This is a genomic window from Desulfosporosinus paludis, assembly GCF_045689965.1.
GTDB classification, from domain to species: Bacteria; Bacillota; Desulfitobacteriia; order Desulfitobacteriales; family Desulfitobacteriaceae; genus Desulfosporosinus; species Desulfosporosinus paludis.
The window spans coordinates 3,931,393-3,946,310 of sequence record NZ_CP144211.1 but is presented as its reverse complement, the minus strand read 5'-3'; the positions used below and the strand labels follow the sequence as shown (position 1 = coordinate 3,946,310).

General features: G+C 45.5%; 18 protein-coding genes. All 18 read right to left on the bottom strand.

All coding sequences use genetic code 11. The annotated features are described in order from the left end of the window. Positions 1–198 precede the first annotated feature (198 nt). Entirely contained in the window at positions 199–1,644 is a 1,446-nt protein-coding gene (locus tag VZF35_RS19655) for an NADH-quinone oxidoreductase subunit N (RefSeq protein WP_407307670.1), read from the bottom strand. Continuing rightward, a complete protein-coding gene (locus VZF35_RS19650; RefSeq protein ID WP_407307668.1) occupies positions 1,644–3,185 on the bottom strand; it encodes a NuoM family protein in 1,542 nt (513 codons plus the stop codon). Before VZF35_RS19650 ends, VZF35_RS19655 begins: the two co-directional genes overlap by 1 nt. Further along, on the bottom strand, positions 3,185–5,128 hold the full coding sequence (gene nuoL / locus VZF35_RS19645) for an NADH-quinone oxidoreductase subunit L (RefSeq protein WP_407307666.1): 1,944 nt from the start codon (positions 5,126–5,128) through the stop codon (positions 3,185–3,187). Before nuoL ends, VZF35_RS19650 begins: the two co-directional genes overlap by 1 nt. Positions 5,129–5,149: 21 nt before the next feature. Further along, the gene (gene nuoK, locus VZF35_RS19640; RefSeq protein ID WP_407307664.1) at positions 5,150–5,485 is read right to left on the bottom strand and encodes an NADH-quinone oxidoreductase subunit NuoK; all 336 of its coding nucleotides are present in this window, start codon (positions 5,483–5,485) and stop codon (positions 5,150–5,152) included. After that, the gene (locus VZF35_RS19635) at positions 5,482–5,985 is read right to left on the bottom strand and encodes an NADH-quinone oxidoreductase subunit J (RefSeq protein ID WP_407307662.1); all 504 of its coding nucleotides are present in this window, start codon (positions 5,983–5,985) and stop codon (positions 5,482–5,484) included. The genes nuoK and VZF35_RS19635 overlap by 4 nt, the downstream gene beginning before the upstream one ends. Positions 5,986–5,987: 2 nt before the next feature. After that, positions 5,988–6,389 (bottom strand): NuoI/complex I 23 kDa subunit family protein, encoded by a 402-nt coding sequence (locus VZF35_RS19630; protein ID WP_407307660.1) that lies wholly within the window; start codon positions 6,387–6,389, stop codon positions 5,988–5,990. Positions 6,390–6,393: 4 nt separating this feature from the next. Beyond that, entirely contained in the window at positions 6,394–7,440 is a 1,047-nt protein-coding gene (gene nuoH / locus VZF35_RS19625; RefSeq protein WP_407307658.1) for an NADH-quinone oxidoreductase subunit NuoH, read from the bottom strand. A 24-nt stretch (positions 7,441–7,464) separates the two neighbouring features. After that, on the bottom strand, positions 7,465–8,568 hold the full coding sequence (locus VZF35_RS19620; RefSeq protein WP_407307655.1) for an NADH-quinone oxidoreductase subunit D: 1,104 nt from the start codon (positions 8,566–8,568) through the stop codon (positions 7,465–7,467). Positions 8,569–8,579: 11 nt separating this feature from the next. Then, positions 8,580–9,071: an NADH-quinone oxidoreductase subunit C gene (locus VZF35_RS19615; RefSeq protein ID WP_407307653.1), complete on the bottom strand. Its 492-nt coding sequence runs from the start codon at positions 9,069–9,071 to the stop codon at positions 8,580–8,582. Then, positions 9,061–9,582 (bottom strand): NADH-quinone oxidoreductase subunit B, encoded by a 522-nt coding sequence (locus VZF35_RS19610; RefSeq protein WP_407307651.1) that lies wholly within the window; start codon positions 9,580–9,582, stop codon positions 9,061–9,063. Before VZF35_RS19610 ends, VZF35_RS19615 begins: the two co-directional genes overlap by 11 nt. Beyond that, a complete protein-coding gene (locus tag VZF35_RS19605; protein ID WP_407307649.1) occupies positions 9,573–9,932 on the bottom strand; it encodes an NADH-quinone oxidoreductase subunit A in 360 nt (119 codons plus the stop codon). The genes VZF35_RS19610 and VZF35_RS19605 overlap by 10 nt, the downstream gene beginning before the upstream one ends. A 113-nt stretch (positions 9,933–10,045) precedes the next feature. Next, positions 10,046–10,810 (bottom strand): ribonuclease HII, encoded by a 765-nt coding sequence (locus tag VZF35_RS19600; RefSeq protein ID WP_407314740.1) that lies wholly within the window; start codon positions 10,808–10,810, stop codon positions 10,046–10,048. Between the two features lie 103 nt (positions 10,811–10,913). Beyond that, entirely contained in the window at positions 10,914–11,744 is an 831-nt protein-coding gene (gene ylqF, locus VZF35_RS19595; RefSeq protein ID WP_407307646.1) for a ribosome biogenesis GTPase YlqF, read from the bottom strand. Positions 11,745–11,786: 42 nt separating this feature from the next. After that, complete coding sequence (gene lepB, locus VZF35_RS19590; protein WP_407307644.1) at positions 11,787–12,299, bottom strand: signal peptidase I; 513 nt, start codon at positions 12,297–12,299, stop codon at positions 11,787–11,789. A 163-nt stretch (positions 12,300–12,462) separates the two neighbouring features. Beyond that, the gene (gene rplS / locus VZF35_RS19585; protein WP_407307642.1) at positions 12,463–12,810 is read right to left on the bottom strand and encodes a 50S ribosomal protein L19; all 348 of its coding nucleotides are present in this window, start codon (positions 12,808–12,810) and stop codon (positions 12,463–12,465) included. Between the two features lie 149 nt (positions 12,811–12,959). Next, a complete protein-coding gene (locus VZF35_RS19580) occupies positions 12,960–13,517 on the bottom strand; it encodes an RNA methyltransferase (protein ID WP_407307640.1) in 558 nt (185 codons plus the stop codon). Positions 13,518–13,566: 49 nt separating this feature from the next. Continuing rightward, entirely contained in the window at positions 13,567–14,373 is an 807-nt protein-coding gene (gene trmD / locus VZF35_RS19575) for a tRNA (guanosine(37)-N1)-methyltransferase TrmD (RefSeq protein WP_407314738.1), read from the bottom strand. A 9-nt stretch (positions 14,374–14,382) separates the two neighbouring features. Further along, a complete protein-coding gene (gene rimM, locus VZF35_RS19570) occupies positions 14,383–14,883 on the bottom strand; it encodes a ribosome maturation factor RimM (RefSeq protein ID WP_407307637.1) in 501 nt (166 codons plus the stop codon). Positions 14,884–14,918 lie beyond the last annotated feature (35 nt).

Below are 14,918 nucleotides of genomic sequence, written 5' to 3'. Positions count from 1 at the left end.
TCTACCTTTAAATTCTTCAACTTAACTAAGATATCCTTTTAATATCTACGCTTACTTTTTCAGAAGATCCTTGATAAAGGAAGTCGAAATCTACTTCCTGATTTGCGCAGCAAATAAAAGGAGGCTCTCAGTAAATCTGAGAGCCTCTCATAACCGTACAATTATCTAATTATAGTTAGTCACTCTAATAATGATCCTTTATTGAACTAGGCTTTGTGCAGCCGCAATGGCCATTTGAGCAAGAGGAGTCGGGTATATCCCAATCGCCACGGTGATGATGAGAGAAAATAGCATCGTGAACTTGAGGGCTCCCTGAACCGGAATGTCGGGCAGTCCCTCTCCCTCGCCGAGAAACATCACTTTGACGACTGAGAGATAATAATACACAGACACCATACTCATGACAAAACCGATGTAAGCAATGGCTGTATAGCCTTGACCCATCACTGCGGAGAAGAGATAAAATTTCCCTACAAAACCCGCGAGAGGAGGAATCCCTGCTAAGGACAATAACGATGCAGTCATTACTACCGCTGCCAAGGGGGAGCGTCGAATCAATCCGGCGAAGTCCTTAATCTCGTCACTCCCTTGTTTCTCCGACACATGAGTTGCTACCGCAAAGGCTCCCATGTTAGCAAAGACATAAATCATGGCATAAAAGAGAACCCCTTTAACGCCCGCGAGAGACTCGGCAATGATGCCCACCATGAGATAGCCTGCTTGAGCAATACTCGAATAGGCAAGCAGTCGTTTGATATTCGTTTGCGGAATGGCCACTAAATTACCTAAAATCATTGTAAGGCAAGCCAGGACAACTAACAGGGTTTGCCCTGTTGGTGAAAAGGCTTGACTGTTCATCGTTAAGAGATAGACTCTGATCAGAGCAGCGAAGGCAGCCGCTTTAGAGGCGATCGCCAAAAATGCGGTGACCGGGGTTGGTGCCCCTTCATAGATATCTGGTGCCCAGAGATGAAATGGTACGAGAGAGATCTTAAAGCCTAACCCAGCTAAAATAAATACGGTTGCCAGGAACGAGGTTGGTGTAAGTGTAGCGCCCAGGCCACTGGCAACCTCCGAAAGCTGTGTCGATCCTGTCAGCCCGTAGATAAGGCTGATCCCATAGAGTAAAATGGCAGACGATGTTGCCCCCAGTACAAGATACTTGATCCCTGCTTCTGAGGATCGCGCGTCTTCGGACAAGTAGGCAACGAGGATGTAAAAGGAGATGGTCATCAATTCTAAACCGACATACATCGCGATCAATTCGCCGGCACCAGCCATCAGCATCATACCAAGTGTCGCTGTCAAAATTAAGGAGTAAAATTCACCGCGGTATTTCGGCAATTTCTGCACATACCCGCCTGAAGAGAGTACAACCAGAAGAGCGGCCGACAAGAAGAGAATTTTAAAATAGACAGCAAATTGATCGTGCCAGTACAGGCCGTTCAAAAACGAGGTTTTTGGATGATAGAAAAAATCATAGAGCGTATAGCCGAGGACACCGATCAAGGAGAATGCGGTGAGAGGCATCATGCCTTTGCGCGCGCTTGGCGGAATCAGTAGTCCAATGGCCAAGAGAATCAAGGCCAATGCGGCAAGCGCAACTTCGGGTGTGAGTACTGCAGCGATATTAAACTCTACCATTAGAACAGCCCCCCCATCTTCGCCTGACTCACCGTCTCAAGAACCTTCGCAAGGCCTGAGGAGGTAACACCAGAGTTTACTAGGCCAAATAAAATGTTCGGGAAGATCCCGGCGGCAAAAATAACCAAACCCAGGACGACCAAGGGAACTAATTCCGGACCCCGAATGTCCTTCAGATGATCCCATTCTGAGCGACGCGGTCCGAACATAACATTGGCAATCACCCTCAGGGTGTAAACCGCTGTAAAGATAATCCCCGCGATACCAAGAATCGCTTGTACCGGGAGAACTTTGATGGTACCCATGAAAATGGTAAATTCGGAGATAAAGTTGACCGTACTTGGCAGGCCCAGAGAAGCCATACCTGCAATAATAAAGCCAATGGCCAAACGCGGCATTTGATGGGCTAAGCCTCCTAAATCCGGGATGTTTCGGGTATGAGTTTTTTCGTAGATAAACCCAATCATCGAGAAGAATAAGGCGGACATGACCCCATGGGCGAACATCATAGCCACTGCACCATCGATAGCCGTCGGGTTCAAGGCAGCAATCGCAATGAGTACATAGCCCATATGGCTTACTGAAGAATATCCAATGACATACTTGAGATCTTTTTGTGCCAAGGCGATAAAGGCAGCATAGAGAACGTTGGCTATGGCCAAAGCTGCTATCACGGGGGCCCAGTACTTAGCACCGATGGGCAGAACGAAAACGCCGAGACGGATTAACCCGTATCCTCCGATTTTCTTTAAGACTCCGGCGTGAATCATACTAACAGCAGTCGGAGCTCCTGCGTAACCGTCTGGTGACCATGAGTGAAACGGAAACATCGATATTAGTGAACCAAAGCCAAAGAGCATTAAACCAAAGGCAATCTTTTGGAAAGGTGCACTATACAAATTCTGTCTTGCGGCTAACTGATCAAACATAAAGGTAGGGTTACCCTGTTTACCTGCCGCCAAATAAAGAGCCACCATTCCGACGAGAAGAAACGCCGATCCGATCAGAAGGTAAATGGTCAGCTTCATCCCGGCGTATTCCTTGGTGACTCGCTTGGTACTTCCCCAGATAATCACCATGATGTAGATCGGAATGACGACAATTTCATAGAAGAGGAAGAATATGAACAGATCACGGGCGATAAACGTTCCCATAACCCCAGTAATAAGGATAAGCAGCAAAATAAAGAATTCTTTGGCGCGCTTTTCCATATTCCAGGAAGCGTAAATTGACGAGAAGCCAATGAGGTTCGTGAGCAGAAGCATCGGCAAACTTATTCCATCGACTCCAAAGGCCAGATTAACTCCGAGATCAGGAACCCAAGGAATCGTCAGCGTGAACTGCATTCCGCCTGTCGTGCGATCATAGGCAAAGAAAACATAGAGCGAAAACGCCATGGCGACAAATGTCCCCAGAGCCGCTACAATTTTTATCGTTTTTGTTTCTTCTTTGGGTAAGAAGACAATAATGAACATCGCCAATAACGGCGCTAGTAAGATTAAAGGGAGTAAATAGGAGCCCCCTGTTGGCAGTGCTGACATTATTTCACACCTCCCAGCATCGCTAAGGGGTTAAGGGACGAAAGCTGACCTTCCCCAAAGGCGAAGACCATGAAAATGACCACAACTGCGATAAAGAAGACCATGGCATAGGTTTGAAGCTGCCCTGTACTCGTTCTGCGCAGTGCTTTTGCACTCCCACGTGTCAATAAAGCAATTCCATTGATGATCCCGTCCACGATATAAATGTCGAACCAATAGAGCACTTTAGCTAATCCATCCATGATATGATGAATCACCCAAAGATAAAGCTCATCAATATAGTATTTGTTATTAAGGATTCTGTAGACGACCGGAAAACGGGCGACAATACTCTCGGCTGCAATCGCTTTTTTAATGTAGATATAATAGGCTAAACCTATCCCTAATAACCCGGCGATGACCGAAATTCCAGCCAAACCCCAATTCATACCTTCTCTCTCAAATTCCCCAAAGTGAATAAAGAAGGCAAAGTTTTGCTCTGGTAAGGATACCAGGCCTCCTAAAACACTAAAGAAAGCAAGAATAATTAGGGGTATTGTCATGCTCCAGGGAGATTCATGCGGATGATTTTCGGGTTTTTCCGGTCCGCAAAAAGCGACAAAGAACAGCCGACTCATATAAAACGCGGTTAGGAAGGCCGTAAATAATCCGATGGCATAAATAATCGGATGACCATTTTGCAGGGCACCAGCCAAGATTTCGTCTTTAGACCAAAATCCTGCAAAAGGCGGAACGCCTGAAATCGCTAAAACGCCGATAAAGAACGTTGTACCTGTTATCGGCATCTTCTTCCACAGGCCACCCATGTCCCAGATGTTCTGCTTTTCATGCATTGCATGGATCACGGAACCTGCACCTAAGAACATCAAGGCTTTAAAGAAAGCATGGGTCATAAGGTGGAACATCGATCCCGAATAAGCGCCTACTCCAAGAGCAAAGATCATATAACCTAACTGGCTTAAAGTTGAATAGGCCAGAATCCGCTTAATGTCATCTTGGGCAATGGCAATCGAGGCCGCAAAGATCGCTGTAAAGGCACCAATACCTGCGACAAACTGGAGCGCTGCAGGGGAGGCTGCAAAGAGAAAATACATTTTAGCAACAAGATAAACCCCAGCAACTACCATGGTTGCTGCGTGGATTAGGGCGCTGACAGGTGTCGGACCTTCCATGGCATCGGGTAACCAAACATGGAAAGGGAACTGACCGGATTTGCCCATCGGTCCCATAAAGATCAAGAATGCCATGACGGTAATATACCCCGCAGTGCCAACGACTGCAATGTTTTGCAGATTAGTGCTTAAGGCTGCGGAAAGGGCTGTAAAATCAAGCGTACCAAATTTGTTATACAAGAATAATATTCCGAGTAATAAGCCGAAATCTCCGACGCGTGTCGTGATGAACGCTTTTTTGGCGGCCTCGCGTGCTGATACTTTGAAATACCAAAATCCAATCAGCAAATAAGAACAAAGGCCAACGAGTTCCCAAAAAATGAAGAGCTGCAGCAAGTTAGTCGCCAAAACCATTCCCAGCATAGAGGATGCAAATAACGACTGATAGGCATAGTAGCGTGACCAACCTTTATCACCATGCATATAGCCTAAGGAATAAATTTGCACCATAGAGGCAACCAAAGTAACCACAAACAACATCATACCACTTAAGGGATCTACAACCGTTCCAAAATCGATCTTTAATCCCCCAATATTTAGCCAATTCGCGCTAACGATCGCTGGATGTTCCACTAGTTCAGCTCCGGACTGAATAATGCCTAAGCCTATAGCGATTGCCAAGCCCAACGCGGTTAGAATCGCCAGGATCGACACCGTGGAAGACAGTCCTTTGGATCGTTTCGTGACAAAGGCGATGAGTAGAAACGATAGGAAGGGCAAAGCAGGAATTAACCATGCCCATCGAAAGAGATCATGCATTTCCTTGAACACCTACCTTCTCCATAGTCTCTCTTACCACTTCAACCAATTAAATTCATCCACATTTGTGGAACGACGGTTGCGATAAATTGTAATCACGAGTGCTAGTCCGACAGCGATTTCAGCAGCTGCCACGACAATGACAAAAAGTGCCGCTACGTGTCCCGTAAGAATATAGTGGATATCTACTTTTTGATTCCAGATAAACCGATTAAAGGCTACAAAGTTAATGTTAACCGCATTCAGCATTAACTCTATAGACATCAGTATGGCGATGATGTTTCTCTTTGAAAACACACCATAGAGACCCAGGCAAAAAAGCATCGCTCCCACCAGCAGATAAGTAGAAAGCCCTACACTTAAATTCATCTGCTTTCCTTCACTCCCTTCGCTAAGATCACAGCTCCGGCTAGAGCTACTGTCAGCAAGACTGCTGCTGCTTCAAAGGGAATCATAAATTGAGTAAGTAACAGTAACGACATATCCTCAGCAGAGCCGCCACTTGTCCAAGCTGTGGGTAAAATACGCCAGTCCGCATTGGTCAGGACGACCAAGGCGATAACCACGAACACTAAGACTGAAACAATCGCGCCCCGTCCCCACTTACGATTATCCGGATTACTATCACAGACCTCGCCACGCAAGGTCAGCATCACGGCAAAAACGACCATGATCGAGACTGCACCCGTGTAGACTAACAACTGAACGGCAGCAAGGAAATCTGCATTCATGAGAATGTAGAGCACGGCGACTCCGGAAAAGGAAAGTGCCAAATAAAATGCACTATGCACGATGTTCTTAGAAGTGACTACTCCCCAAGCTGCGGCAATCGCCATAATTGCGAAGATAAAGAAAACGATAGTGCCCACGCTTACCCCTCCTTTCCTTTCCGCTCAGCCCGTGCGATCATATCCCATTTCATGTCATTAGGTTCAAATACCGCATTTTCGTAATCTTGTGTAACGGTCAAAGCTTTAGTTGGGCAGGCCTCTGTGCACATGCCGCAGAACAGACAGCGACCAAGGTCCATCTGATAGGTTTTCAGGACCTTTTTGTTGTTTTCATCCTTTTCGCTGGTTAATTTTATAACCCCGTTCGGACAAGCCATGGCACACATATTACAGGAAATACATTTTTCCCGTTGCAATGCCATAGAACTTCGGACCTTAAGAGGAAGCTCGGGTTTTTGCTCAGGATAAAACTCTGTGATATTGGGACCGACCATGCGTTTGAACGTGATGCCTAACCCTTGAAACAGACCTTTACCAAACACTGCGTCACCCTCCCATCACGAGCCGGTAAATATAAATTCCCAGACCCGTTAAGAAAATGTTCAAAATCGAAAGCGGCAATAATACCTTCCACGCTAAATGCATCAGGTGATCAACCCGAATTCTCGGGAATGTCCAACGCACCCACATCATGAAGAAGATGATAATCCCAACTTTCGTCCAAAACCAAACATAACCTGGCAAGAAACCTGGGCCTTGCCAACCACCCAAAAATACCGTTGCAGCTAGAGCTGACACAGCCGTCATGTTCCCATATTCACCCAGGAAGAACAAGCCCCAGCGAAGCCCGGTATACTCCGTAAACGGTCCGGCAACGACCTCTTGGTCTGCCTCTACTAAGTCAAAAGGAGCACGATTGACCTCAGCAATTCCAGCAATAATGTAAATAACAAAGGCCAATGGTTGAAGAACAATAAACGGCACCGTATGTTGAGCTTCAACTATGACACCTAGATTAAAGGACTGAGTGATCATGATCACTCCTAAGAGTGAGAATAATAACGGAATTTCGTAACTGATCATTTGAGCGACTGCGCGCATGCCACCTAATAACGAGTACTTATTATTGGACCCCCACCCAGCCATTAAAAAAGCGAGGGTTGAAATGGCAGAAACCGCCAGGAAATAGAATATACCCAAATCGAGATCAATGGGCGCCAAGCCATTTCCATAAGGGATCACCGCCAAGGTCATCATTGGCAACGAGAAAACAATCATCGGTGCAACTTTAAAAAGGAACTTGTCAGCACCAGCGGGAGTAACATCTTCTTTTCCCATTAATTTCAAAGCATCTGCAATTGTCTGAAACCATCCGCGCGGACCGAGACGATTGGGCCCTGTCCTTTGTGAAGTCCAGCCTGCAATTTTACGTTCAAGTAAAATTAGAATTAGAGCGGCTAGGACAACAATTACAACCACGATGATAAAATCGATGACATCCATGGTTAAATCAGCCCAAACTGAGTGGGGATCCGCAAAAAGACTACGGATGAAAGCCGCAATAATCAAAAACAGATTATTTAAAGTCTGCATCTTATTCTCCCCTCATTGGATTTTCTACTTGTCCACTTCACCCAGTACTGCATCCAAGGTTGCAAAGATGGCGACAACGTCTTGGATCTTCCACCCTTTAGCTACAATGGGAAGCATTTGTAGGTTAACAAATGTACCTGGACGAATACGAACTCGTGACGGTTTCGTCGATCCATCACTGACGATGTAGAATCCCAATTCTCCTTTTGGGTTCTCCACGCGGTGATAAACTTCGCCAACCGGAGGCTTAATAACTTTAGGCACCTTCGCCATGATCGGCCCTTGCGGGATATCACGTACAGCTTGCTTAATGATCTTGATACTTTCCTTGATCTCATCGAGCCGTATTAAGGTTCGATCATAGCTGTCGCAACCCGTTCGAACAGGGATGTCAAAGTCAAAGCGATCATAGATACTGTACGGTTCTGCTCGGCGCAAATCATATTGAACCCCGGACGCCCGTAAAACCGGACCTGTGATCGAGAGATTTTCCGCCAGCTCCTTCGACAAGATTCCGACGTTTTTCAAACGGCCTTGGGCTATTTCATTTCCAAAAAAGATCCCGTAGTATTCCTCTAACATTTCAGGAGTATCGTCGAGAAATGATTGTAAAGCAGGCCAGAATTCAGCCGGAGGCTCAGAACTCATTCCGCCGATACGCATAATGTTCACCGTCAATCGGCTTCCCGCTGTCATCTCATACATGTCGAGGATACGTTCACGGTCTCGGAAAGCGTAAGACCAAGCAGACCATCCTGCCATATCCAAGGCAGTACTGGCAATCATGACCTGATGACTGGCAATCCGAGCAAGTTCGCCAAAGATTATTCGGAGATACTCTGCTCTTTCAGGAACTTCAACGCCCATCAGCTTCTCAACAGTTTGAACATATCCCCAGTTATTATGCGGAGAGGCTAAATAATCTAACCGATCCGTATAGGGAATAAATTGAGAGTAGGTTCGGCTTTCTGCTAGTTTTTCAATTCCACGATGTAAATATCCAATTTTCGGATCAATGTTTGTGATCGTTTCTCCCTCTAAATGAACCACCATCCGGAATAAGCCGTGCATACTCGGGTGCTGGGGGCCCATGTTCAGGATAAGTTCTTCAGTTTGTTCAATACTCATGGTTTTTCCCCCTATTCCCCTTCTTGGCGCTGACGGACAAGATTGCGAATCTCAACAGGTTCGGTCACATAGTCCTTACGCAATGGATAGCCTTCAAAGTCATCCCACATGTAAATTCGCTTAAGGTTGGGATGCCCTTTAAATTGAATGCCAAACATGTCATAAGCTTCGCGCTCTAAAAAGTCCGCCCCTTGCCAGATTCGTGTTACAGAATCAATCACCGGGTTTTCCCGGTCAACGATAGCCTTTACGCGCAGGCGCTGCGGACCGTTCAAGCTTGTCAGCTGGTAAACAACCTCCAAGTGATCCACAAGGTCTAACCCACATAGATCGTGGAGAAAATCACATGGAACATCGGAGAAGTTTTTAGCTGCAGTGAGAGTTTCTAAAATATAGGGGGTTTGAACTTTAAGAATAAGTGCTCCTAAACTCTCTTCTACCTCTCCGTTAACCCTGTCAGCAAGCTCTTCCAATCGTTGTTTTAATATTTCTTTATTTTCCATGTCGCATTAACCTCACCTTAGCGGGATTTGAAACTTTATATTGAAGTTGCAAAAGCCCATAGATCAAGGATTCCGGCCGTGGAGGACAACCCGGGATGTATACGTCTACGGGAACGATTTTATCGACACCCGCCAACATTGAATAAGAATCTACGAAAGGTCCTCCGGCATTGGCACAGCTCCCCATAGCGATCACCCATTTTGGCTCAGGCATTTGGTCATAGATGCGGCGCAAAAGCGGAGCCATCTTGCGAGTACAAGTTCCCGCCACAATCATAACATCCGCTTGGCGTGGTGATGCCCGGAACACCTCATACCCAAAGCGAGAAATATCATAGCGCGGTCCACCTGTCGCCATCATCTCAATAGCACAGCAAGCCAATCCAAGCGTAACCGGCCAAAATGAATGTCCGCGTGCCCAGTTAAGAAGCTTATCGATATTGGTTACTAAAATGTTCTTTTCCAGCAGCGTTTCATCTTCGCGCAGCCGTTTTTCTAAAGTTACATCCACTCTAAAGCACCTTCTTTCCAAGCATACCAGAAACCAACCAAAAGAATGACGATAAAGATGAACATTTCCACGAAAGCAAATGTTCCCAGCTTTTGGAATGTGAGCGCCCAAGGATATAAGAAGACAGTTTCAACATCAAAGGCAGTAAACACAAGAGCATACATAAAATAATTACTCTTAAATCCGAGCCAGGTCCGTCCAATCGTTTCGTTCCCACACTCATAGGTTGTCAATTTTTCCTTATGTGGCTTATTGGGAGCTAACAGCTTGGGCATGAGCATCATAATGATGGATACGGCGATGGCCCCAACCAGAAACACTCCTACGGCAGCAAAATTGTTGGCTGACATCTTCCTAACCTCCTTCCTGAAAAAATCATGTTATTTATAAGCCGATTTATTGTCTGCCTGCAGGCAGTTCGATAAATCCAGCGTAAAGCGGCGTCATAGACCTCGGCCAATTATTAAAGAGCGGACGACCCTTGTTTTACCGGGGCAAAACTCCTTCGATGAAGAGGACATGGCCCTAAACGCCGCAAAACTTTCATATGTTCACTTGTACCATACCCTTTATTTTTAGAAAAGGTATATTCGGGATAAAGCGTATCGAGCTCAACCATTAATCGATCACGAGTTACCTTTGCTAAGATCGAAGCGGCAGCAATCGAGGCACTTAACCGATCTCCTCCCACAAGGGGAAGCTGTGGTAAATTCACTGCTGGCAAAGTGAGCGCATCAATCAATAAGTAATGGGGACGGACTGTCAAACCCTCGACAGCTCGTTTCATCGCTAATTTCGTTGCCTGTAATATATTCAGAGCATCGATCTCAGCAGGTTCAGCACTTCCAATGGCACAATCTATTGCTTGAGTCTGGATTTGAGAAAATAATTTTTCCCGTTTACTTTCTGTTAACATTTTTGAATCATTAAGACCCGGCAAATTAAATTGTGTCGGCAGGATACAAGCCGCAGCAACGACAGGTCCGGCAAGGGGCCCTCGACCTGCTTCATCAATACCCGCCAACAGCAAATAACCTTTTTGCCATAATTTTTTTTCCTCTAAGAGCAATTCCTGAACGCGAGCATCTTCCAGTGTTTGAGCTTGTTGTTCTTTAATCAGACGCACGGCAAGCCGACGAACTCCTTGACGTGGATCATTCTGGCACGCGACAAGCATTCGTGGAGAAGGGTCCTTATATAAGGCAATTTCAACTTCCCGCACATTCATCTGAGATAACGGTTCCACCCTATTCTCCTCTTTCTCAGTTCGACATCAAAAGTCTATTTCCTTTATTAAGAGCGTCTGAATTCTTTCCAGATCTTGGAGCTTCTTAACCAATATTACAATCCATCGTTATCGGCCCAAGCTGCCCCATTCTGAGTTCACGCAAAAATATCTGTGCCGCTTTTAAAGTATCTATCCGACCGCCATGAATCAAACAACCTCGTTTGCGGCCCAAAGTTTCTAACGTAACATTCTCTTCAGAGTTCTGATAACGGCTTAAAGACTTTGGTGAATTCGTTTTAAGCCAATCAATGATCCAAATTGCTAAGTCTTCTGGATCAAAGACTTCATCTTTAATAGCTCCCAACGCGGCGAGCTTGCGCCCGACTTCCTGGTCTTCAAACTTAGGCCACAACATTCCCGGTGTATCTAAAAGTTCGACCCGTTCATGAATTCGTACCCATTGGTTTCCTCGGGTCACACCAGGTTTATTGCCAACTTTGGCTTGGGAGCCTCCAGTCAGTTGATTAATTAACGAAGATTTACCGATATTGGGAATCCCAACAATCATTACTTTGATCATCTGAGGGCGGATTCCTTTTTCAGCAAGCTTTGCTTGCTTCGACTGCACCATTGATTCCAAGGCCGGTACAATTTGTTTGACTCCAACTCCCGTGGCAGCACTCAGTGCATAAGCCGGGTTCAAGGTTCTCAGTTTTTCCAGCCATTTTGCTGTCCAGACAGGATCCGCTAAATCAGCCTTATTTAACAAGACAAGCCTTGGTTTGCTGCCAAGCATTTGATGCAACATCGGATTACGGCTGCTAACCGGTATTCTGGCATCGGCAAGCTCTATAACAACATCAACCCATTTTAGCTGATCTGTCAGAAGACGTCTGGCTTTGGCCATATGGCCGGGAAACCACTGTATACTCATCAAAATCCATCCTTCTAGCTCGAACCCAAGACCAAATCCACATTAAAAAAACTTTATTCGTTGGAAAGGGTAATAAACCAACCATGCTTTTCCCAAAAGATATGTTTTAGGAAGAAGTCCCCATTCTCGTGAATCTTCACTTTCACGGCGATTATCCCCTAAAACAAACACCTTGTCCGTAGGAACAACTTCCGGACCATAAGGAGGATAAGCTCCGGGTTTAACATATGGCTCTTGAATAACTTTTCCATTGACAAACACTTGATTATCACGCAGCTCGACTTTCTCGCCTTCGACAGCAATCACTCGTTTTACAAAGGTGCGCTTTGTGTCTTTCGGAAAAGCAAAGACAATGATATCGCCGCGAGTAGGAGCCCAAAGCCGATACGCCAACCGATTCACAAGAATACGATCTCCAGGAGCTATACCTGGTTCCATGGATGGCGATGGTATTAAGTAAGGTTGTAATACTCCCCAACGTAAAATTCCGCCGCATAGTAAAATAACGGCAAAAAAAACAATAACCCATTTTTTCTTTGACTTTAATCGTTCCATTGTATAGCTCCCCTCTTGAACTACTCTTAGTATGAACAAGATTCTTCGGAGCATACGTCAAAAATTAATAATTTACGGTATAACTAATTTAAATCTGATAACTCAAAATATTAATATTGGTTGGTAAAAAAAAGAGCCAGATCGCTCCAGCCCATTTTTAACCTTAGATCGAACGACGATCGCGGATCCGCGCCGCCTTTCCTGAAAGAGAACGCAAGTAATAGAGCTTGGCTCGACGCACGACACCCCGGCGAACCACCTCAATCTTATCTAAACGAGGGGAATGCAAGGGAAATGTACGTTCTACCCCTACGCCTGCAAAGACACGTCGAACTGTAAAGGTCTCTCTGATGCCGCCACCTTTCATGGCGATAACAAGGCCTTCAAACATTTGAATACGTTCACGAGTACCCTCGACAATACGCACGTGTACACGTACTGTATCACCAGGACGGAAGTGAGGAAGATCTTTTTTCATTTGCTCTTCTTCAATCATACGAATATAATCCATTATTAAATTACCCCCCTTCCTTGCCTAGATGTTCATACACTGTTTTTCAGCGAGCGGACCATCCCTTATAGGACCAATTTATATTATCATAACCTGGATAGTTATGCAACTTCCATTATAAATTGTAATTATTCGGTCACTTTCTCTATTTAGTGTCCCCTTAAACGATCTAAAATAATTGCTACCGCTGAACGAACGGAGAGATGATTATACTCCGTCGGGCCATAAATAGGTTCTAAAATTTGATCCATAGTTTTCATATCTTCTTTCAGTAATCCCCAGCCCGTACCAAATAACAGCAGAATTGGAGTATCTGAAGTTTCTATGTCTTTCCGAAGCTGTGTATAGGAAACCGTATTGGCATATTTCCGGGCATCAGTAGCCACTTTCAAGGGAGCAATCCCTTGCTCAGCTTTGATCTCAGAATATACTTCCAACAAATTTTCCGCAATTTTCACTCTAGAAAAGGCTTCCTGACGATCCGGATTATATTCCGCTCCGTATCCTTCCTGCCAAAAACCCATAATTCGCTTCGCTAATTGGCGCTGAGCTTCAGCAGGATGTACCACATAGTAACGTTTTATTCCATAAGTTGTTGAACTGCGAGCGATATCATGCAAGTCTAAATTCGTGATTGACGTTGCGACCGTTTCCATATTTTTATTGTAAACTGGTGCATGGATTAAAGCCAGGTATATATCCGCCACGACGATTCCTCCTGATCTCCCTATGTAGTCTATATGTAGTCTAATTGAATTAAGTTTTTCGGGAACTCCTCCGACGACGTTTTGGCGGAGGGCAGAGATGTTCCCATTTTGGGCGCCAGGCAGCAATTTCAGGATGCTCAAGGATAAGTTCTTCTAATATAGGGTAATCATCAGAGTCAAAACGAACCTCTTCGAACAAATCGGGGCGCCGCAAAAAGGTGCGTCGTATGGATTCCTTTCTCCGCCATCGCTTAATCATGGCGTGATGGCCGGAAAGCAGGACTTCAGGAACCTGTTTCCCCTCAAAATCTGCTGGGCGTGTATATTGAGGATACTCCAATAGTATCGCACTATGAGATTCCTCTTCAGTGGAGGCCTCTTCTCCAAGCACGCCGGGGACTAAGCGGGCCACGGCATCCATCATAACCATTGCTGCCAGTTCTCCGCCGGTTAGAACATAATCTCCCAGTGAAACCTCTTCATCAGCCAACTCGCGAATCCGTTCATCAAAACCTTCATAATGCCCACAGAGAAATACTAATTCGTCAAACTCTGACCATCGTTTAGCTGTCTCTTGGCGAAAGACCTGACCTTGAGGAGACATAAGGATTGTCCTCCTTCGACCATTCGCTGGAGGTAAATTCCGCATAGCCGCATAGATTGGTTCCGGCTTGAGCACCATGCCAGCTCCGCCGCCGTAAGGAACATCATCCACATTTTTATGCTTGCTAAGGGCATAATCCCTAAAATCCACGAAGTCGAACTTCAGAAGCCCTGCTTCCTGAGCGCGTTTAAGAATACTTTCGCGGACAGGAGCAAACATCTCAGGAAATAACGTTAATACGGTCATTTTCATAGGCATCAGCTAATCCTCCAACAATCCTGCAGGAAGCAGGACATCCATGCGCTGAGCCTTGACATCTACCTGTTTCACAACACTTTTCAGAGCCGGAATACATAGCTCCCCTTTACTTCCCTTGACAACATAAACATCGTTGGCACCTGTTTCTAATACCTGAGTCAAAATGCCCAGGAAGGTATCCCCTTCATAGACCTTCATCCCTTCAAGTTCGAAATAATACCAGCCTTCTTCAAGAGGCGGAACTTCTGAGCGATCAATCCTAACTTCCCAGCCACGAAACTTTTCTGCTTGTTCAACACTCTCAATTCCCTCAAGAGAGAGTAAGACCTGATCCCTCTGAACCCGGGCAGAGACAACTTTAAAGCATTGATCTATCTTGCCCTTACGCAGGGCAACCTCGCGAAGCTTGGAAAACCGCTCCGGGTCAGTGGTAATCGGGTAGACTTTCAGCTCTCCACCAACCCCGTGAGGACGCAAAACTTCTCCAATCAGCACTTCATTCATTCTCTTTGCCCCTTTCAACAGAAATTAAAATGTTA

Excerpts from the sequence above, each read along its gene's own strand:
- VZF35_RS19655 (WP_407307670.1), bottom strand. The coding sequence starts at position 1,644 with ATGGTAGAGTTTAATATCGCTGCAGTACTCACACCCGAAGTTGCGCTT.
- VZF35_RS19650 (WP_407307668.1), bottom strand. The coding sequence starts at position 3,185 with ATGTCAGCACTGCCAACAGGGGGCTCCTATTTACTCCCTTTAATCTTA.
- nuoK (WP_407307664.1), bottom strand. The coding sequence starts at position 5,485 with ATGAATTTAAGTGTAGGGCTTTCTACTTATCTGCTGGTGGGAGCGATG.
- nuoH (WP_407307658.1), bottom strand. The coding sequence starts at position 7,440 with ATGCAGACTTTAAATAATCTGTTTTTGATTATTGCGGCTTTCATCCGT.
- VZF35_RS19620 (WP_407307655.1), bottom strand. The coding sequence starts at position 8,568 with ATGAGTATTGAACAAACTGAAGAACTTATCCTGAACATGGGCCCCCAG.
- VZF35_RS19615 (WP_407307653.1), bottom strand. The coding sequence starts at position 9,071 with ATGGAAAATAAAGAAATATTAAAACAACGATTGGAAGAGCTTGCTGAC.
- VZF35_RS19605 (WP_407307649.1), bottom strand. The coding sequence starts at position 9,932 with ATGTCAGCCAACAATTTTGCTGCCGTAGGAGTGTTTCTGGTTGGGGCC.
- VZF35_RS19600 (WP_407314740.1), bottom strand. The coding sequence starts at position 10,810 with ATGAATGTGCGGGAAGTTGAAATTGCCTTATATAAGGACCCTTCTCCA.
- ylqF (WP_407307646.1), bottom strand. The coding sequence starts at position 11,744 with ATGAGTATACAGTGGTTTCCCGGCCATATGGCCAAAGCCAGACGTCTT.
- lepB (WP_407307644.1), bottom strand. The coding sequence starts at position 12,299 with ATGGAACGATTAAAGTCAAAGAAAAAATGGGTTATTGTTTTTTTTGCC.
- rplS (WP_407307642.1), bottom strand. The coding sequence starts at position 12,810 with ATGGATTATATTCGTATGATTGAAGAAGAGCAAATGAAAAAAGATCTT.
- trmD (WP_407314738.1), bottom strand. The coding sequence starts at position 14,373 with ATGAAAATGACCGTATTAACGTTATTTCCTGAGATGTTTGCTCCTGTC.
- rimM (WP_407307637.1), bottom strand. The coding sequence starts at position 14,883 with ATGAATGAAGTGCTGATTGGAGAAGTTTTGCGTCCTCACGGGGTTGGT.